Here is a 21,981-nt window from a genome sequence, read left to right on the forward strand (position 1 = left end):
GAATTATATGCTTAAAATATATCAATCTAATAAAATTTCATATCTTATAAAAAAAATATGCAAAAAAATTAAATTTAATAAAAAAAAAAATATTCTTATAAATGAATTATTTCTAATAGATAATATTTATATTTCAAAATGGATAGATATAAATCTTGCAAATAAAAATAATATTAGCATGAATATCAAATATATTACTATTTCAAAGTTTTTTACGAATTTAATCAAAAAAAATCAATCTAATAAAAATAATTTATGTTCTCTATTTAAGCAAGAAAATTTACAATGGATTCTAATGTCAATTATCAATGATTCAAAAAATCATTTTTTTCTTAATCAAGAAGGATTATGTTATCAAAATTTTGAATTTTGCGTACATATGGCTCATATTTTTAAAAAATATATTTTTTTTAGACCTGATTTAATTTGTGAATGGGAAAAAAAAAAAATTATATCATCAAAAAACATATATAACTGGCAAAAAAAGTTATGGATTCTTATAATAAAAAAACTTAAATGTTTAAAACAAAAAAATTTTACCGAAATAATAAATAATTTTTTAAAAAACATTAAAAAAAAAAATTTTTTAAAAAAAATACCTAAAAAATTATTTTTAATATCTACAAAAACACTTAGCCCATTAGATTATTTTATTATACATACCTTGAAAATAACTAATTCAATATATCTATTCCAATACCAATGCATTAATACAAAAAAAAATAAAATAGAAGATATAGTCCATTCTTTAAAAAAAAATTTTTTATTTCCAGAGAATTTTTTAAAAAAAAAATTTATAACTATAAAAAAAAAAATTTTTTTAAATAAAAGCAATAAAAAAAATTTTTTATACATCCTTCAAAATCAATTATTACAAAAAAATTTTTATAAAAATAAAAAAAAAAAAATATTAAATAAAAAAGATAATTCATTTTCTATTCATCAATGCTATTCACGATTACAGGAAGTTCAACAATTATACAAACATATTATTAATATATTTAATGTTGATAAAACAATAAAACCAAAAAATATTCTAATTACTGCAAATAATCTTGAACCTTATATACCATATATACAAAAAACATTTCATCTATCATACAATAATAAAAATTTTATATACCAAAATAAAGATATTCAAAAAAAAAAAATACTATCAACACTTCAGAATATATTTAAAATTAAAAATAATCGTTTTAAATATATATGGGTATTATCTCTTTTAGATACTAAATTTTTAAGAAAAAAATTTTTTATTAAATCTAAACAAATAAAAACATTATATACACTACTATCTGATTTACATGTCCGATATGGATTTGATAAAAATCACTTTAAAAAAATGTCTTTACCTAATATATACTCATGTTCATGGGTCTATGCAATTAATAGAATAACTTCTGGTTTTTGGTTAAATAAAAAATATTCAATATGGAATAATATATCAATATATAATGTCTCAAGTGAGAAAGTTAATATACTTTTAGGTAATTTTATTCATTTTATCTCTGAATTAAATAAACTACGAAAATCTATAATAAATAAAAAACTATTAAAAAACTGGATTAAAATTTTACCTAGAGTAATAAATATTTTCTTTAAAATACCAAATCAATATAAAAAATTTTTTTTTATGTTAGAAAATATATGGAAAAAAATTATCTTAAACGGTATTCAAATGAATTACAAAAAAAAGATATCAATTGAGTTTTTATTGGAAAGATTTTTTAAATTTAATTTTTTAAAAATTACAGATAATCAATTTATGTCGGGGGGGATAAATGTCATAAATTTCAATCAAGTAAAATCTATTCCTTTTGATATAATTGGAATCATGGGCTGCACACAAAAAAATTTTTCAAGAACAAAAAAAAAAGATATACTCAGTATAATTAATACAGAAAAAGATAATAAAAATGTTTTTTTTGAAACCATTATGTCTTCAAAAAAATACCTATTTTGCAGCTATATTAAAAAAAATAGCATCCAAAATAAAACATATCCGTCTATATGGATACAAGATATTTTATCTTATGCAAAAAAAAATTTTTTTTCTTATAAAAATTTATTTTTTCAAAAAAAAAAAAAAAATAATATTTTAAAACAAATATATAAAAAACATAAAAATCAATTATATAATCTGCTCTCTACAAAAAAAAAAAAATATTTTTCAATAAATAAAAAAAAACGTTTCAATTCTATTCGCAAAAAAAAAATCAATATCCAAAAACTAATACAATTTTGGAAAAATCCCATTAATTATTTTTTTAAAAACAACTTACATGTTAATATTTATAATGAAAATTTAGAAAAAATATCTCATGACGAATTATTTTCTATTAATCCATTAGATCAATTTTTTTTAAATAAAAAAATATTAAAATACATGATCTTAAAAAAAAATACTAATAAATTATTTCAGAAATATCAATTAAAAAATAAATTGCCATTTGGAAAAATAGGAGAAATATTATGGAATGAACAAGAAAAAAAATTAAAAAATTTATCTAATAAAATAAATAAAATCAGAAATTCTCCTAAAAAAATTTATTTTAAAATAAAATCAAAACGATATCAATTAAATGGAACAATAAAAGAATTTAATCAATTTGGTTTAATTCGATGGAATGCAAATAAAATAAAACATACTGATATAATGTCTATATGGATAGAACATATAATTTGCTGTATAATTAAAAAATCAACAAAGAGTATACTTTTAGGAACAAATAATTCTATTATAGAATTTTCTACTTTAAAAAAAAAACAAGCAAAAAAATATTTAAATCAATATATTCAAGGATATCTAGATGGACAAAAAAAACCTATCTTAATATTAAAATCTGGAATAATATGGTTACATTCAATATTTTTAAAAAAAAATGATACCTTTAAAAAAAATCATGATGATATATTTACCGCAAAAAAAAATTTTTTAAAAATATGGAACGGAAATATATTTAGCCCTGGAGAAAAAGAAAACCATTTTCTAAAAAAATTAATCCCCATAATGAATAATAAAACCATCGAAAAAATATGTAAAACTTGTAAATATTGGTACTTACCTATTTTTAAAAACACTATAATTAAAAAATATCATATCATATAATGATATGTATTAATTTCCATGTAAAAAAAAATTAAAATCATTATGAAATATATACCTTTTAATACAAAAGAAATACCAAATTATGGTATTTCTTTAATAGAAGCATCTGCTGGAACAGGAAAGACATTTTCTATTATTCTTATATATTTACGTCTTATATTAAATATTGGAATAAAAAAATCGTATTCACGACCTCTATCAATAAATGAAATATTAATTGTTACATTTACTAGAGCCTCTAAAAATGAACTTAAACAAAGAATAAAAAAAAAAATTTATCAATTATACGAAATATGTACCTATCAAAAAAAAGAAATAAAAGATTTAGAAGAAATCGTCCAAGAAATAAAAGATTTTAAAAAAATTTCTAAAATTTTAAAAAAAGTAAAAAAAAATATTGATTTAATTATGATATATACTGTACATAGTTTTTTTCGATATATTTTATTAGAACAAAAGTTTTTATGTAAAAAAATAATATCTAAAAAAATATTACCCAATATTAAAAAAATACAATTAGATGCAACTAAAGATTTTTGGAGAAAATACATATATATTTTAGATAAAAATATCGTAAACCTATTATTTGATAAATGGAAAACACCAGAAAAACTATTAGAACATATTTATTTATGGATTAATCAAATAGATATAAAATTCAAATATAATTTTGATAAAAAAATTAGTTTAAAAAAACAATATAATAATATTGTCGAAATTATAAAAATAACTAAATCCACTTGGAATCAAGAAAATAAAGAAATAAAAAAATTAATTAGAAAACTCCCCTTAAATAAAAAAATTTATAATAAAAAAAGAATAACAGAATGGTTTCAAGCCATAGAGTCTTGGTCAAACCAAACTACATCAAACCATTTTACTCCAAAAATTTTAAAATATTTTCAATTTAAAAAAATTTTTAATAATAATTTATTTAAAAGAAATAAAGAATTTTATTTTTTTAATTGTGTCGAAAAAATTTTTAAAACTCATAATTTATTTTTTGAATATTTTATTTATTTATCTCTAAAGGAAATCCCAAAAATAATTCAAAAAAAAAAAATAGAAAAAAAAGGATTAGAATTTAATGATCTTAATAAAATTATGTGGGCACAAATAAAATCTAAAAAATCAAAAATAAAAAAAAATATTTTAAAAAAATATACTGTTACAATTATTGATGAATGCCAAGATATTGATGATATTCAATTTAATGTTTTTTATTTTTTATATAACAATACACATAAAAAATCCTTACTTCTAATTGGGGATCCTAAACAGTCCATATATAGTTTTCGAGGATCTAATATATTTTTATATTTAAAATTTAAAAAGAAAATAAAAAAATGTTTCTTTTTAAATACAAATTTTCGATCATCTCATAATGTTGTTAAAGGCATTAATATATTATTTTCCCGCTTCAAAAATCCATTTATATTGAAAGAAATTAATTTCCAACCTTCAAAAGTTAATTTAAAAAATAAAACTATGCAATTTATTGTAAATAATAAAGAACAAGCAGCTTTTAATTTTATTATTAACCATAAAAAAAAACTTACAGTTCAAGAATATTATTCCTGGGCTTCTAAAGAATGTGCAAATTCAATACATAAATGGTTATCAAATCAATATAATAAAAAATCTTTTATTGTTCTCAAAAACCAAAAAAAGCGTTCTATCAAAAAAAACGACATAACAATTTTAGTAAAAAATAAATATGAAGCATCTATTATTCAAAAAGAATTAGAAAAAAAAAATATTCAATCAATTTATACATCTCAAAAAAATAATATTTTTCATACTATTGAAGCAAAAGAAATAATGCAAATTATCGATTCAATTATAGATTTGTCTAACGAATCAAAATTTCAAAAATTACTCATGACAGAAATTTTTAAAAAAAATATTTATGATATTTATCAGATAAATAAAAAAAAAAAAGAATATTATTTTTTTTTAGAAAAACTAAAAAAATATTATATTATTTGGAAAAATGATGGAATATCAAAAATGATCGAAAAAATAATCCTAGATTATAATATCTATAAATCTCACACAAATAAAAAAAATAATAATTTAAAAACAAGAATCTTTTTAAAATTAAGTGATATTTTAGAAAAAAAAAATAAAATTATTGAGAATAAATTTTTATTATTAGTTTGGTTTAAAAGAAAAATATTGAAAAAAGAAATAAAAAATGGAAATGAAGTAAAAGAAGAAGAACAAATACTTGATCATCTAGAATATATAAAAATTATTACTGTACATAAATCTAAAGGACTAGAATATCCAATAGTATGGATTCCATTTTTTAGTCACCGAACTATAAAAAATAATCAAATTTTTTATTGTAGAAAAAAATTTAAAAAAATAGTTGATTTAAAAAATTCTAAGGATAGTAAAATTTTATCTAATCAAGAAACTTTTTCAGAAGAGATAAGATTACTTTATGTTGCTCTTACAAGATGTATCCTACATTGCAGTATAGGTATAGCTGTAATTAAAAATAAAAGAATACAAAAAGAATGTTATACCAACTTTCATCAAAATAGTTTAAGTTTTATAATACAAAAAGGAAAAAAAAATACTTTCAATAATTTTATAAAAAATTTATATAAAATAAATACCAAAAAAATTATTAATATCCAGAAAACTTCAAAAAAAAAAAAAATAATTTATAAAAAAAATTTTTTAAAAGAAAAATTATATTTTTTACCTAAAACTCTTCGAATAATAAAACACCCCTGGAATAAAATTAGTTTTTCTAAAATTTTAAAATATAATTTTAAATACAAAAAAGAAGTTGAAAATAAACAAAACGGTACCAATAAATCTATTATTTTAATAAAAAAAATTAATTATAATAAAGTAAATATATTTAATTTTCCAGCAGGAAAGATTTACGGAATATATATTCATGATGTTTTAAAAAAAATAGACTTTCAAAAAAAAGATAATATAATAAAAATTATTAAAAAATTAAATTTTATATCTTTATCTAATAAATGGATGAATTACTTATTTAAGTGGTTATGTATGTTTATCTCTTCTCCTTTAAATGAAAAAAATTTATCTCTTAATCAATTAAAAAAATCAAATTGTCAAAAAGAAATAAAATTTATTTTACCAATTGAAGATCATTTAAAAATAAATGAACTAAATAAAGTAATGAAAATGTTTGATCCATTATCAGCAAAATGCCCCGATATCTATTTTCAAAAAACTTCAGGAATAATTACTGGAATAATAGATTTAATATTTTATTGGAATAAAAAATACTATATTATTGAATATAAATCTAATTGGTTAGGTCCTAATAAAAATTATTATACTCATAATAATATTCAAAAAGAAATTATGCAATATCGATATGACCTACAATATCAAATATACAGTTTGTCTATACACCGTTATTTAAAAAATAAAATAAAAGATTATCAGTATCATATCCATTTTGGAGGAATATTTTATTTATTTATTCGAGGAATTAATAATAAAGATAATACAACAGGCATCTATTTTTTTAAGCCACCTTACAATTTAATTTACCAAATAGATAATCTTTTACATGGTGCTGAAAATGATACCAAAAAATAAAAAAAAATTTTTCAATATAATTAAACAAGCTAAAAAAAAAGAATTGATATTTTGTGCAGATTTTTATTTATGCATTAATCATAATTTTAAAAATATTTCTCCAGAAGTATCTTTTATAATTCTTATGCTCAGTTATTATGCACGAAACGGGCATAGTTGTTTACCTGTGAACATATTCATCAATAAAAATAATTATTTTATAAAAAAAAATATAATTTTTAAAAAATTATTTTATTTAATAAAAGAAAATAATGATAATTGGTTTCAAAAAGTTATTGAAAGCAAATTATGTAGTAATGGTGGTATTCAAACCCCATTAATTTTAGAGAAAAAGTATTTATTTTTATATAAATACTGGTATGCTGAAAATAAAATTATTGAATTTATTTACCAAAAGCGGTTACAATTTAATAATAAAAATTTATACAAATATCAACAAGCAGTTAAAAAATATTGCCCTGATGATATTGATTTTTTTCAAAAAAAAATCATAATAAAAGCTTTATTACATAATATTTTTTTTATTATTGGAGGGCCCGGAACTGGGAAAACAACGTTATTAGCATACTTGATTTTAGTATTAATAAAATTGAAAAAAAAAAAAATCAATATTCAATTATGCGCTCCTACAGGAAAAGCTGCAATAAAATTAACACAATCAGTTTATCAAGTTCTAAACAAAAATAATAACAAACACAATAAATACTTATCACTTCCAAAAAATGGAATAACACTTCATAAATTTTTTAATATTAATTATAAAAAAAACCAAAACTACTCAGAAAATAAAAAAAAATATAAAAAAATTAATCTACTAATTATAGATGAATCATCAATGATAAGTTTAACAGTCATGGAAAAAATTGCAACGCATATTGAAAAGAAAACTAAAATAATATTCATCGGTGATATTAATCAATTACCTTCCATAGACACGGGATCGATTTTAAAAGAATTATGTATTGATAAATATCAAGCAAAATTAAAAAATAAATTAGAAAAATTTAAAAAAAAAAATAATAATATTGCTGTATTAAAAAAAAAATATCGTTTCAAAAAAAATTCAGGCATCAATTATTTGATTCAACAATTAGAAAAAAAAAAAAAAATTCAAATAGATGATTTATTAATAAATAAATACCCTGATGTTAAATGGGTAGCATTAAAAAAATCAGAAAATTATAATAATATATTAATAAAATTAAAAAAATATTATAATAAATATCGAAAATTTGTTAACAAAAATTCTGATCCATACAAAATAATGAAAAATTTTAATAAATATAAAATTTTATGCTCTGTTATTGACGGACCAATAGGTACAAAAAAAATCAATAAAAATTTAGACAAATGGTTTATAGAAAAACAAAAAAAAGAATTAAAAAAAAACAATCATTATAAAAAAAATATCAAATGGTATCATGGGAAACCAATTATTATTAAAAAAAATAATATACAATTAAAATTAATGAACGGGGATATTGGAATTTGCTTATTAAAAAATAATAAAATGAAGGCATTTTTTTTACTTCCCAATGAAAAAATAAGATGTTTTAACCCTAAAATACTACTTAATTATGAATCAGCATGGTCAATAACTATACATAAATCTCAAGGATCGGAATTTTCATCAATTCAAGTAATTATTCCTAATTACTCTAAAAAAATTCTATCTAAAGAATTATTTTATACTGCAGTTACAAGAGCTAAAAAAAAATTAGTAATATATTTTAATATAAAAAAACTAAAAAATATAATTAACAACGAAACAAAAAGATACTCAAGTATCAGAGATAAAAATATGGAAATAGAAAAAAATTTTTTATAAAATCATGGTTGCGGGAGTTGGATTTGAACCAACGACCTTCGGGTTATGAGCCCGACGAGCTACCAGACTGCTCCACCCCGCTATCAATTTTAAATATTATAACACAAAAATCAAAATAAGCAACTTGATTTATTAATAATTTTACTATTAAAAATATTTTTTATAAAAAATATTTTTTTCATAATTATTTGAATAATAAAAAAATACTAGTTAAAATATCAATAATAAAAATAAACAGGATAAAAAAGAATGATTCCATCAAAAAGAAGGAAAGCGCGAGAATTAGCAATTCAAGCACTATATTCCTGGCATGTTTCAAATAATTCTTCTGTTTTAGAAATTAAAAAATACGTAATAAAACAAAATAAAACATCTATTCTAGATAAAGAATATTTTAATGAAATTGTCGACGGGGTCATTCAGAATGTTGATTATCTTGACAGAATTATTAAATTATATTTATCAAGAAAAATTCAAAGACTAGATATTATTGAAAAAGCGATACTACGATTATCTTCATATGAGATTATTCAAAGACTAGATATTCCATATAAAGTCATTATTAATGAAGGAATTGAATTAGCAAAAACTTTTGGTTCGCAAACAAGTCATAAATTTATTAATAGTATTTTAGATAAAATTACTCTAAAAGTTATACATAAAAAAAAAAAAATAAAAAAATTTTTATAAATTTCATAAAAACTAGTTAATATTAATATTTTAATTAATTATACAAAAAATATGAAAAAAAAAGAAAAATGGAATATTCAATATGCACAAAAAGTTGCTAATAAATTGAATATTAAAATGAGCAAAAAACACTGGGAAATTATTGATTGTATAAGAGATTTTTATAAAAAATATAATTTTTCACCTACCACTCGTTTTTTGTTAACATATATGAAGAAAAAAAATATTTCTTTGACTAGTCAAGATTTATTTATCCTATTTCCAAAAGGATTCATAAAATATGCTAGTCAAATAGCCGGGATACCTATAAATAATAATTGTTTTTAAAATAAACCGTAAATTATAAAAAGCTAAAAAAAACAAATATACTCATAAAAAAAACAATAAAAATAGAAATAAAAAACATACAACGTGACCAATATTTAAGAGATAAAAATAAAATATTTTTTATAATTGAAAAAATAAACCATAAAAAAATAAAAATACTGGTATAAAAAAAATAAAAAAAATTTACATAGTAAAAAAAGTACAATAAAAAATTTAAAAAAAATATAAAAACAATACACCATGAAATACAATATATAGTATATTTAATACCAAAAATTGAAAAAAAAGTAGGAATTTTTGCTATTTTATAATCCTTAAATCGATATATCATTATTGAATACGAATGAGATATTTGCCAAAAAATAAAGATAAAAAAAAGAATCAAACAACACTTATTAAAAAAATTATTTACCGCAATATATCCAATAATAGGTGGTAAGGAACCTGAAATACTACCTATTATAGTTGAATAAGATGAGTATCTTTTAAAAAATAAAGAATATAAAATAACATATATAAATACACCTAAAAAAGAAATATAAGCACACAAGGAATTTATGTAAGTAAAAAAAATATATAAACCTAAAAAAAACAAGAATAAAGAAAAAAAAAACAATAATTTTAAAAAATTACTGCTACAATTTGTACATAATATTCTATTATTCGTACGATGCATTTTTCTATCTAAATCTCTATCAATAATATTATTAAAAATACAAGAAGAAGAGATAATAAATATCATCCCTAAAATAGTTTTTAAAAATAATAAGATTAATATGCTTCCTTTAGACGCTAAAAAAAAACCCCCAGATAAACTAATCAAATTTCCAAAAATAATACCCGGTTTAATTAATTCAACCATCTTTATTATTTTATATTTATCAAATATAAAAAAATTTTTTAATTTTAATGATTTAAATGATCGAAAATCCATAAAGATCCTATATTAATAATCCCAATAATCACTATAGTAAAGATTAGCGATGATATAAAAAAAATATTTTTTTTTGAAAACGTAACTCCAGCACAATATTGCAAATATAAGAAAATTTGAAAAATAACCATCAAGTATAGAAAATATTTACAATTATTCAAAAAAAATAATTGATTCTTTAAGATAAAAAAATAAAAAATGATACAAAAAAAGGAGCCAAGAAATCCAGTAAAAAATTTTTCTTGCACTATAAATTCTATTATATTCATGAATAAAGATTTTTTTTTTACAGACATGATCTATTACTCCACAAATTATAAAATATTTCATCACTAATTAAAATAAACACAAAATATCAATACTATCCAAATTATATCTATAAAATGCCAAAACAAACTAAAACATATTAATGATGTTTTTACAAAAGAATTGAAACCAAATTGATAAACTTGATATATTAAAATTAATATCCACGATAACCCGAATATTATATGTAAACCATGAATACCTATCAGAACAAATAAAGATGAAAGATAACCGCTAATACTTGGATAGAAACCATGATTAAAAATATTTAAACATTCATAAACCTCTAATCCTAAAAAACTACCCCCTAAAATTAGGGTTAATAATAAAAAAAAAATAACGTATTTTTTAGAAGAAAATCTAAAAAAATATTTTGATATATTACATGATAATGCACTAAATGATAACAACGTAGTTTCTAAAAAAAGAAGGGACCATGAAAATAAATTATTTTCTCTTAAAAATCCATGATACCCATGTCGTGACATTATAATATGTACAATAAATAATACAGAAAAAATAATAAGATCACTCATTAAATAAATCCAAAAACCAAGAATATTTATATTTGATAAATCACCGTATGAAATATCATTTTTTTTATTATTCATTTGTATATCCTTATATAAAAGACATTCTATTGATCTCAGTTATAAAAATCATTATTTACCTATAAAACATATTTTTTCTCTATTTTTTTAATTTTCTCAATAGAAAGCATATATCCATTATTTTTTGAAAAAGATTTTTGTAAAATACTATAAAAAATACCAACCAATGCTATACATGCTAACCACCAAATATGCCATATCATAGAAAAACCAAAAAAAGTAACAAATGTACTTATTAAAACTCCAGAAGCAGTATTATTTTCAATATGAATTTCTTCTAAATTATCTGTATAAAAATATTTTTTTTTATTAATTTTCTTATACCAAAAATCATCTATTTTTTTAACAGTAGGTATCCGTACAAAATTATAAACTGGAGGAGGAGAGGGAATAGACCATTCTAATGTCCGTCCGTTCCATGGATCACCTGTATTATCCTTATATAAATTTGTATGACGATTTTTAATCGAAACAAATAATTGAATAAATTGGGAAATAATACCTAGAAAAATTATAAAAACTCCAATAGCAGCTGTTGTTAACAAACCGTGATATTCACAATCAATGTTTTGGCTTAATCTACGAGTCATACCCATAAAACCTAATATATATAGTGGTACAAATGCTACGACAAAACCAGAGATCCAAAAGAAAAAAGCACATTTCCCCCAATACTCATTTAACTTAAAACCAAACATTTTAGGAAACCAATAAGTAATTCCTGCAAAACAACCAAAAACGACACCTCCAATAATAACATTATGGAAATGAGCAACTAAAAATAAACTATTATGTAGTACAAAATCTACAGGAGGTATAGATAATAAAACTCCTGCCATTCCACCTATAGTAAAACTAATTAAAAAACCAATTGTCCAAAACATAGAAGAATGAAAAACAATACGACCTTTATACATAGTAAATAACCAATTAAAAATCTTTACTCCTGTTGGAATCGCAATAATCATAGTAGTAATACTAAAAAAAGAATTAACATTCGCTCCTGCACCCATAGTAAAAAAATGATGCAGCCAAACTAAAAATGACAAAACTGTAATTACAATAGTAGCCCATACTAAAGAAAAATATCCAAATAATCCCTTTCTTGAAAAAGTAGAAACAATTTCTGAAAAAATTCCAAATATTGGTAATATCAGTATATAAACTTCGGGGTGACCCCATATCCAAATTAAATTAACATATAACATCATATTACCGCCCATGTCATTGGTAAAAAAATGGAAACCTAAATACCTATCTAATGATAAAAATATCAAGGTAATAAATAACACAGGAAAAGATATTAATATTAAAATATTAGTGCATAAAGCAGTCCATGTAAAAACAGGTAATTTAAACATTGACATACCCGGAGCCCGTAATTTTAAAATAGTTACAATAAAATTAATAGCCGTCAGAAGAGTTCCGATTCCAGAAATTTGTAAAATCCAAATCCAATAATCTACACCAACTCCAGGACTAAATTCAATTTCTGATAAAGGTGGGTACCCCAACCAACCAGTTCTAGCAAATTCACCAACTCCTAAAGAAAGCATCATTAAAACAACTGCACTAGCAGTTAACCAAAAACTAAGATTATTTAGCCATGGAAAAGCAAGATCTCTTGCTCCAATTTGTAAAGGAATAACGAAATTCATTAAACCAATTACTAATGGCATTGCAACAAAAAAAATCATAATAACCCCATGAGCTGTAAAAATTTGATCATAATGATTTGAAGGAAGTAAACTAGCGTGCCCCGGGAGTGAAGAAAAATACTGTTGTAAACGCATCATAATCGCGTCAGAAAAACCTCGAATAAACATAATAAAAGACAAAACAAGATACATAATAGAAATTTTCTTATGATCAACTGAAGTAAACCACACATTCCATAAATATTTCCATTTTTTTAAAAATGTAATATATACACATATTATTAAAGAAAATAACGCAATAAAAATATATGTAACCATAATAACTGGTTCATGATATGGTATTGCATCTATAGTCAATTTTCCAAACATTATTAGTTCATCCTTAAAATATAAAAATTAAAAAATAAATTTATTTAATTCAAACTAACCATAATATTACATACAATGAGATTTATTAAAAATGCTTATAATTTTATAAAATAATAAAGGATCAACATATGAAAAATACTGAACATGATATTTCTCGTTATTACAAGAAAGCTTTAAAAACTGTTGCTTAAAGATTAAAAAATTATTTTTTGATTTAACCTTATTTACCCACTCATGAAATTCAGTTAAGTTGTTTTTTACATAAACATTAAATTTCATATTAGAAAAACCACGACCACTATAATTTGATGAAATTCCTTTATATAAACCATCTCGAGTTGCAAATAAATTTAACTCTGTTTTCATTCCAGCCATGGTATAAATTTGAGTTCCTAGACCTGGAATAAAAAAAGAGTTCATTACAGAATGTGAAGTAATACGAAAATATATCGAAGTGTTTTTAGGAAAATATATCTCATTAATTGTTGCAATTTTATACTGCGGGTAAATAAATAACCATCTCCAATTCAATGATACTACATCAATAATAATAGGCTCTTGTGAATTAATACATAAACATTTACTAGGTTCTAATTTATGCGTATTTTTCCATGATAAATCTGCTAAAAAAATTATTATAATAATTGGAACTAACCAGCATATTGTTTCTAAAAAGTATGAATGGGTCCAATCAGGTTTATAAGCTGCAAAAATATTTGATTCCCGATAGTAATATGCAATAAATGATACTAAAGAAATTACAGGTATAACAACAAGTAACATCACCTTAAAAACTACTAAAGCTAATTTTAGTTCACGATGTAAAATATACCCATCACTATACATATGTATATTGTTACTAAAATACATTACAAATAAAGAAATTACTAATATAAAAGAAATAGACAAAAATTTCAGTATATTATTTTTATTAAATAATTTTATCATTTTAAAACCTATACCATAAAATACACTTACTTATCATTATAATTTCATAAAAATAAATAAGTATTTTTTAAAAAAATATGAATAAAAAATAAAATATCATTTTTTAATTACAAATAACATTTATTCATTGTTTTATATATATAAAAATACAATTAATAATTCTAAATTGACAGTCATAACAATTATATTGTATATTAAAAAAAATTTTATTAATAAAATATATATATTTAACAAATCTCGTAAATAATTAAATAATTAAGAAATTTTTATTATATTATTACATAATGATTTCTTTTTTCAAAATAAAAGATTTATATAAACATAATAAAAAACCTTTTTAAAAAATAATTATTTAATTTCTGTTCAATATGTTAAAAAAAATTTAAAATCTTTAAAAATTCATCTAAAATTATTTACTAGTATTAGTTAAAATAAAAATTTTAGTATATAACAATAAATATTCTGTTAAAATAAGTTATCATGAAAAAAAACATTAAAAAAAAAATCAAAACTTCACTTACTGTTTTTTATTTAAAAATAATAGATAATAGTAAATTACATCAATCAAATGTAAAAACATCAAAGCATTATAAAATCATTGTATCTGCATACGAATTTAATAATATATCGTTACTTCAACAACATAAAAAAGTTTATAAAATTTTTTTTAAAGATATCCCTCAAAAAATATATTCAATTCAGTTACATACTTATAGCGTTACTGAATGGAAAAAAAAAAGAAATCAAAAATTTAAATCAATTCCATGCATAAAAAAAAATTATACTTATAAATATAATTAAATATCTTATTTTAAAGAAAATAATATCTATATTTAATAGATAATTTATTATAAAAAATAATAATTATTTATTATTAGACACTATTAATTATATTTAAAAAATATAATCTTTTAATTTATAACAAATAATTAACATCAATCTTATATTGATATAAAAAGAACAAATAAAAATTATTATACATATCAAAATATATATTATTAAAACTAACCTATAAAAATAAATTTATTAATTTTGAAAAATATTAAATTTACTGTAAAGTAATCTAAATAATTAATCAAATTAACTATATTTATAAAAATATAGTTTTCTAATACATTTCTTATCATTAATTTAAAGAAAATATTAAAAATGAAAATTATTCAAAAAAAAAATACGATAACCAACAACCTATCTTTAATACCATTTGTTATTGATAAAACCAATGGCGGAGAAAGATCCTATGATATTTTTTCAAGACTATTAAAAGAAAGAATAATTTTTATTACTGGAGTAATAAATGATAATTTAGCTAGTATTGTTATATCTCAAATATTATTTTTAGAAGCAGAAAATAAAAAAAAAGATATTTTTTTATATATTAATTCACCTGGAGGAATTATTTCATCTGGATTATCTATTTATGATACTATGCAATTTGTTCAACCTGATATAAATACTATATGCCTAGGTCAGGCTTGTTCAATGGCAGCTATCCTACTATGTGCTGGAAAACACGGAAAAAGATTTTGTTTACCTCATGCAAGAATCATGTTACATCAACCACTTGGCGGATTTGAAGGACAAGCTTCAGATATTATCATACATGCTAGAGAAATAAAAAATATAAAAAAAATAATTAATAATTTACTATCTCTCCATACTAAACAACCTATTGAAAAAATAACAAAAGAAATAGAACGCGATTACTTTTTTTCCCCACTAGAAGCTCTTGAATACGGTCTAATCGATAAAATTTTAAAAAAAAATCAATATAATAAATCTTTATAAAAATATTAAATTCTTAATAATTATAGGGAAAAATATGGATAATACTATTGATACTCAAAAACCTATACTTTGTTCATTTTGTAAAAAAAACCAAAATGATGCAAAAAAAATAATTAGCGGGTTGTCTGGACATATTTGTGATCAATGTATTTTACTTTGTAATGATATTTTAAATAAATATCATGTTAAGAAAAAAAAAACAGACCTCTTGAAAAATAAACCAAAAAATATAAAAAAATATTTAGATAAATTCATAATTGGACAAAAGAAAGCTAAAAAAATTATATCAGTAGCTGTATATAACCATTATAAAAAATTACATTATTTATCTAAAGATACTAATTCTATTGAATTAGGTAAAAGTAATATATTATTAGCTGGACCAACCGGTACAGGAAAAACACTAATTGCTGAAACTTTAGCAAAATATCTAAAAGTACCATTTACTATTGCTGATGCAACTACGCTTACAGAAGCAGGTTATGTCGGAGATGATGTAGAAAATATTTTAAGAAAGCTCATAGAGAATAGCAACTTTGATATCTCGAAAGCAGAACAAGGAATAATATATATCGACGAAATTGATAAAATTACAAAAAAATCAGAAAATATTTCTATAACTCGCGATGTTTCTGGAGAAGGGGTTCAACAATCTTTATTAAAAATTATTGAAGGAACCGTTGCCTCAATCCCCATGACTGGGGGAAGAAAACACCCTCAACAGGATACCTGGAAAATCAATACTTCGAAAATTTTATTTATTTGTGGAGGATCTTTTTTTGGATTAGAAAAAATTATATTTAACAGAATTCATAATAAACCGAAAATTGGATTTCGCTCAAATAATACAATAAAATCTACAGTAAAAAAAAAATATAACAATGATATAAATATACAACCTGAAGATTTAATTAAATACGGATTAATTCCGGAGTTTGTAGGAAGATTACCAATTATAGTAATGTTACAAGATTTAACCGAAAATAATTTAATACAAATACTATGTAAACCAAAAAACGCTATAATAAAACAATATAAAAAATTATTTGCTTTAGAAAATATCGAATTAACATTCGATGATTCAGCAATACTAGAAATTGCAAAACAAACAATTAAAAAAAAAACAGGAGCAAGAGGACTGCGTTCAATTTTAGAATCTATATTACTTAATACAATGTATAAAACACCTACTATAAAAAATATTAAAAGAATACATATTAATGCATCTGTAATTAAAAAAGAGTCATCACCTAAATTATTTTTTTTAGAAAAAAAATCAGATAAAAATACGTAATATGATAATCTATTATCATGCATATCCATTAAAATAAAAAATGTACTCTTATAAAAATAAAAACAAAAATATAAAACAAGATAAGTTTTATATATCTACAATACTAATAGAGAGAGATATATATGAATTCTGGGTCTTCTGAAAATATTACTATTCCAATATTACCCTTACGAGATATTGTAATTTATCCGTATATGGTTACTCCTTTATTTATAGGTAGAAAACAATCAATTAAATGCATAGAATCTTCTGTAAAAAATAATAAAAAAATACTTTTAGTTACACAAAAAGAATCTGTAACAGATAATCCAAAAAAAAATGATTTGTTTAAAATTGGTACGGTTGCACAAATATTACAAATATTAAACCTCCCTGATGGAACAGTTAAAATATTAGTAGAAGGAAAAAAAAGAGCTACAATTCAAAACATAAAAAAAAATGATGACCATTACTTCGCAAATATAAATTATCTTAAAACAGAAAAAATAAAAGAAAAAGAAAAAAAAGTACTATTAAAAACAACTTTAAAACAATTCAAAAAATATATTCAATTAAATAAAAAATTATCAATTGAGATATTAGATGAATTAAAAAAAATAAAAGATATCGAAAAATTCAGTGATACTTTAGCTCACCAAATGCCTTTAAAAATAGAGGATAAACAATTAATTCTAGAAATGCCGTCTATTAATCAACGTTTAGAATTTTTAATGGGAGCAATGAAAAATGAAATTGATTTAATTAAAATAGAAAAACGTATTAGAAATAGGATCAAAAAACAAACTGAAACTAATCAAAGAGAATATTTTTTAACCGAACAAATGAAAGCAATTCAAAAAGAACTAGGAGATGCAGAAAATTCTATAGATGAAAATGAAAAATTAAAAAACAAAATCAATTTATTAAAAATGCCTAAAGAAGCAAAAAAGAAAACAAAAGCAGAATTGAAAAAACTAAAAATGATGTCACCAATGTCAGCAGAAGCAACAGTAGTCAGAAATTATCTCGAATGGATGATACAAGTTCCATGGAATAAAAAGAGCAAAATAAAAAAAAATATAAAAACTGCACATAAAATTCTTAATATTGATCATTTTGGATTAAATAAAGTTAAAGAACATATTTTAGAATATTTGGCAGTACAAAACCGAAAAAGAAAAATAAAAGGACCTATTCTATGTCTAGTTGGTCCTCCAGGTATCGGGAAAACTTCATTAGGGAAATCTATTGCCAGAGCAACAGGTAGAAAATATATACGTATGGCTTTAGGGGGAATTAGAGACGAAGCAGAAATACGGGGGCATAGGAGAACATATATTGGATCAATGCCTGGAAAATTAATGCAAAATATAACAAAATCTGGTGTCAAGAATCCTCTTTTTCTATTAGACGAAATAGATAAAATGGCGTTTGATATTCGTGTAGATCCTGCAGCAGCTTTACTAGAAGCTTTAGATCCAGAACAAAATAATTCTTTTAATGATCATTACTTAGAAATAAATTACGATCTATCAGAAGTTATGTTTGTAGCAACCTCTAATTCTATGAATATACCTGCTCCTTTACTAGATCGAATGGAAGTTATTAGACTATCTGGATATACCGAAGAAGAAAAAATCAATATTGCAAAAAAATATTTACAACCCAAGCAAATGAAAGAAAATGCACTAAAAAAAACAGAATTATTAATTAAAGATACAGCCTTAATAAACATTATTAGGTATTATACACGAGAATCAGGAGTTAGAAATCTAGAAAGAGCAATCTCAAAAATTTGTAGAAAATCAGTAAAAAAAATATTACTAGAAAATATTCAAAATATTATTATAAATAAAAATAATTTAAAAAATTACTTAGGAATAAAAAAATATACATATGGGAAAACAAATAAAAATAATCAAATTGGACAAGTTATTGGTTTAGCTTGGACTGAAATGGGAGGGGATCTTTTAACCATTGAATGTGCCTGTGTATCAGGAAAGGGAAAACTAATATATACGGGTTCTCTAGGATCAGTGATGCAAGAATCTATTCAGACAGCTTTAACAGTAGTTAGATCTCAAGCGCATAAATTAAATATTAAAAAAAATTTCTATAATAAAAATGATATTCACGTACACGTTCCTGAAGGAGCTACACCTAAAGACGGGCCAAGTGCAGGAATATCTATGTGTACTGCAATAGTATCATGCTTAACCCAAAACCCTGTTCAATCTAATATCGCCATGACTGGAGAAATAACACTACAAGGGAAGGTATTAAACATTGGAGGTCTAAAGGAGAAAATAATTGCGGCTCATCGAGGTGGAGTAAAAAAAGTTCTTATACCTCATGGAAATAAACGGGATTTAGAAGAAATACCAAAAAACATTCTCTCTGATTTACACATATATCCAATAAAAAATATAGAAGAAGTATTAACGTTAGCATTAGAAAAAAATCCTTATGTTAGTAATCTAAAGTAAATAAAAACGTGAAAAAAAAAATAAATAAAAGTTTCACAATAATCAAGATAGCTAGCAAAAAAAATCATGCTAGCTATAGCTATTTCTAAATAAAAAAATGTATTTTAAAATTAATAATTTTTTTATCTAGTTAAATAATTTCATCAAAAAGGTCCAAAAAACTATGTCGTTTCTTCGGAATTTTTATAAAAAAAAAATTTTACTAATTGTTACTCTTATTATTACATTATCTATTATATTAAGTCATTTTTCTAGTTTTTTTATATTTAAAAAATCATTGCCGGCTATACAAGTCAATAAAGAAAAAATTTACCCAGAAATATTACAATTAAACTATGAAACGGCACACAAAAAACAAGAAAAAGAAATAAAAAAATTTTTTTCAAAAAATATTCATAAAAATGAATATGAACAATATTTATTTCAACAAGTAGTTATGAAAGCTATAAACGAATCTCTTTTTAAACAATATGCAAATAAAATAGATTTATATATGTTAAATAAATATGCAAAAAAAATTATTCGGTCTTCTCAATATTTTCAAAAAAATAATCAATTTAGTTATTCAAAATACTTTAAATTCATTAATTTTATTGGATATAAACATACTCAATATATAGATGCATTAAATAAAAAAATAGCTGCTCAATATTTACTTAAAGTATTTTTAAAATCAATTATAATTTTACGATCAGATATAAAAAAAGAATTAAAAAAAATAATAAAACAAAAAAACATACAACAAATTACTTTTAAAGTTAAAAAAGAAAACTTAAAAGATACATATAATATAAAAAAAATAAAAAAATATTTTCATACTAACAAAGAAAAATTTTTTAATCCAGAATCTATTAAACTAAAAATTCTTTGTTTAAAAAAACGAACACAATTCATTGATAAAAATAAAAAAAAAAAACTATATTATCACAATAATATAAATAAATATTTAACACAAAAAAAATATAATTACCATTTAATTCAAACTAATAACCTTCAACAAGCAATTCAAATGATACAAAGATTTTCAAATATAAAACAATCCATAAAAAATCAAAAACAAACCATAAAAAATAAAAAAACAAATTTTAATTGTATAAATATTGGGTGGATTGATCAAAAAAATATACCTACTTTTATCAAGAAATTTCAATTAAAAAAAAATGGCGAATATTCTGATATAATCTTTTATAAAAATAATTTTTTTATTTTTAAACTTCACTCTATTAAAAAACCTTACATTAAAAATATTTTATATGCAAAAAAATATATAAAAAAAAAATTAAAATTTAATAATATTATTTTTAAAAAAATGATCCTTAATAACCAATTAAATAAATTATTAAAAAATAAAAATCTAAAATTAGAAACAATATTCTCTAAAAACTGGAAAAAAACTCAAAAAACTCATCCTATTAATTATAAAAATATAACTTATTACTCTCATTCTAGTTATTTTAATCAATATCTTAAAAAAAATTTTTTTTATAAAAAAAATATAAATGTTAATCCATCTATAAAATTTTATATAAATAAGAATAAACACATATATCTTTCACAAATACATTCATATACTAGGAAAAGTTTACAAGATAAAAATATAATTTTTAAAAAGATTGTGCATTTATTTCAATGGAAAAAAATAAATGATAAAAATCACTTATATATAAAAAAATTTTTATTAACTAAAGAGAATAATAAAAAAAAATATTTAAATAAAAAACTTATTGATATTTATCCAACATTAACAATATCCAATCAAAATAATAAAGAAATTGTTAAAATTTTAAATAAATTACCTAAATTAAAAGATAATCGCTACATATATTTTTTGTTTCCTGCTTTAAAAGGGCAAAAACAACTTATTGTTTTAAAAAAAACATTTTTAAAAAAAATTAATAAACAAGAAAAATATATTATTGTTCAACAAATAAAACAACAACTTAAAATGAAAATTATTACAGAAATTTTAAAAAATTTATATAAAAAATCTAAATTAATATACAATTCTTAGAAAGAATATATTTAATAGGAAATTATTCAAAACAACTAAGTAACTA

14 protein-coding genes and 1 tRNA gene are annotated in these 21,981 nt (G+C 20.8%); 10 read left to right on the forward strand and 5 right to left on the reverse strand.

The window, feature by feature from the left end; genetic code table 11:
- The first annotated feature begins 7 nt into the window (after positions 1–7).
- Genes EAO23_RS01455 through recD form a run of 3 tightly spaced genes read left to right on the forward strand, consistent with a single transcriptional unit; the run spans position 8 to position 8,534 of the window.
- Positions 8–3,109, forward strand: a complete 3,102-nt coding sequence (locus tag EAO23_RS01455; RefSeq protein WP_158349159.1) for an exodeoxyribonuclease V subunit gamma — start codon at positions 8–10, stop codon at positions 3,107–3,109.
- A gap of 42 nt (positions 3,110–3,151) precedes the next feature.
- Positions 3,152–6,706 carry an exodeoxyribonuclease V subunit beta gene (gene recB, locus EAO23_RS01460; RefSeq protein ID WP_158349160.1) on the forward strand — a complete coding sequence of 1,185 codons (3,555 nt, stop codon included), beginning with the start codon at positions 3,152–3,154 and terminating at the stop codon, positions 6,704–6,706.
- Entirely contained in the window at positions 6,678–8,534 is a 1,857-nt protein-coding gene (gene recD / locus EAO23_RS01465) for an exodeoxyribonuclease V subunit alpha (RefSeq protein WP_158349161.1), read from the forward strand. Before recB ends, recD begins: the two co-directional genes overlap by 29 nt.
- A gap of 5 nt (positions 8,535–8,539) precedes the next feature.
- Here the strand turns inward: recD and EAO23_RS01470 are convergent.
- Positions 8,540–8,616: transfer RNA gene (locus EAO23_RS01470), tRNA-Met, on the reverse strand.
- A 167-nt stretch (positions 8,617–8,783) separates the two neighbouring features.
- Here EAO23_RS01470 and nusB point away from each other — a divergent pair.
- Both nusB and EAO23_RS01480 read left to right on the forward strand, forming a co-directional pair.
- Positions 8,784–9,224 carry a transcription antitermination factor NusB gene (gene nusB / locus EAO23_RS01475; protein WP_158349162.1) on the forward strand — a complete coding sequence of 147 codons (441 nt, stop codon included), beginning with the start codon at positions 8,784–8,786 and terminating at the stop codon, positions 9,222–9,224.
- A 33-nt stretch (positions 9,225–9,257) separates the two neighbouring features.
- Positions 9,258–9,551, forward strand: a complete 294-nt coding sequence (locus EAO23_RS01480) for a TusE/DsrC/DsvC family sulfur relay protein (protein WP_269460657.1) — start codon at positions 9,258–9,260, stop codon at positions 9,549–9,551.
- 13 nt (positions 9,552–9,564) lie between these two features.
- Here EAO23_RS01480 and EAO23_RS01485 read toward each other — a convergent pair whose 3' ends face one another.
- The 4 genes from EAO23_RS01485 to cyoA all read right to left on the reverse strand — a co-directional run bounded on the left by EAO23_RS01485 (position 9,565) and on the right by cyoA (position 14,377).
- Positions 9,565–10,485, reverse strand: a complete 921-nt coding sequence (locus tag EAO23_RS01485; RefSeq protein ID WP_158349164.1) for a protoheme IX farnesyltransferase — start codon at positions 10,483–10,485, stop codon at positions 9,565–9,567.
- 332 nt (positions 10,486–10,817) lie between these two features.
- Complete coding sequence (locus EAO23_RS01490; RefSeq protein ID WP_158349165.1) at positions 10,818–11,402, reverse strand: cytochrome c oxidase subunit 3; 585 nt, start codon at positions 11,400–11,402, stop codon at positions 10,818–10,820.
- 59 nt (positions 11,403–11,461) lie between these two features.
- Positions 11,462–13,429 (reverse strand): cytochrome o ubiquinol oxidase subunit I, encoded by a 1,968-nt coding sequence (gene cyoB, locus EAO23_RS01495; protein ID WP_158349166.1) that lies wholly within the window; start codon positions 13,427–13,429, stop codon positions 11,462–11,464.
- A gap of 66 nt (positions 13,430–13,495) precedes the next feature.
- On the reverse strand, positions 13,496–14,377 hold the full coding sequence (cyoA, locus tag EAO23_RS01500) for a ubiquinol oxidase subunit II (protein WP_172575455.1): 882 nt from the start codon (positions 14,375–14,377) through the stop codon (positions 13,496–13,498).
- A gap of 480 nt (positions 14,378–14,857) precedes the next feature.
- Here cyoA and EAO23_RS01505 point away from each other — a divergent pair, with 480 nt between their 5' ends.
- The 5 genes from EAO23_RS01505 (at position 14,858) to EAO23_RS01525 (ending at position 21,935) form a co-directional block, all read left to right on the forward strand.
- Positions 14,858–15,178 (forward strand): BolA family protein, encoded by a 321-nt coding sequence (locus tag EAO23_RS01505; RefSeq protein ID WP_158349167.1) that lies wholly within the window; start codon positions 14,858–14,860, stop codon positions 15,176–15,178.
- A 348-nt stretch (positions 15,179–15,526) separates the two neighbouring features.
- Positions 15,527–16,165 (forward strand): ATP-dependent Clp protease proteolytic subunit, encoded by a 639-nt coding sequence (locus EAO23_RS01510; RefSeq protein WP_158349168.1) that lies wholly within the window; start codon positions 15,527–15,529, stop codon positions 16,163–16,165.
- A 34-nt stretch (positions 16,166–16,199) separates the two neighbouring features.
- Positions 16,200–17,459, forward strand: coding sequence for an ATP-dependent Clp protease ATP-binding subunit ClpX (gene clpX, locus EAO23_RS01515; RefSeq protein ID WP_158349169.1), 1,260 nt, complete (start codon positions 16,200–16,202; stop codon positions 17,457–17,459).
- 122 nt (positions 17,460–17,581) lie between these two features.
- On the forward strand, positions 17,582–19,924 hold the full coding sequence (gene lon / locus EAO23_RS01520) for an endopeptidase La (RefSeq protein WP_158349170.1): 2,343 nt from the start codon (positions 17,582–17,584) through the stop codon (positions 19,922–19,924).
- A gap of 163 nt (positions 19,925–20,087) precedes the next feature.
- Positions 20,088–21,935: a SurA N-terminal domain-containing protein gene (locus EAO23_RS01525; protein WP_158349171.1), complete on the forward strand. Its 1,848-nt coding sequence runs from the start codon at positions 20,088–20,090 to the stop codon at positions 21,933–21,935.
- The last annotated feature ends 46 nt before the right edge of the window (positions 21,936–21,981 follow it).

This window comes from Buchnera aphidicola (Cinara strobi) (assembly GCF_900560745.1).
Lineage (GTDB): Bacteria > Pseudomonadota > Gammaproteobacteria > Enterobacterales > Enterobacteriaceae > Buchnera_F > Buchnera_F aphidicola_AJ.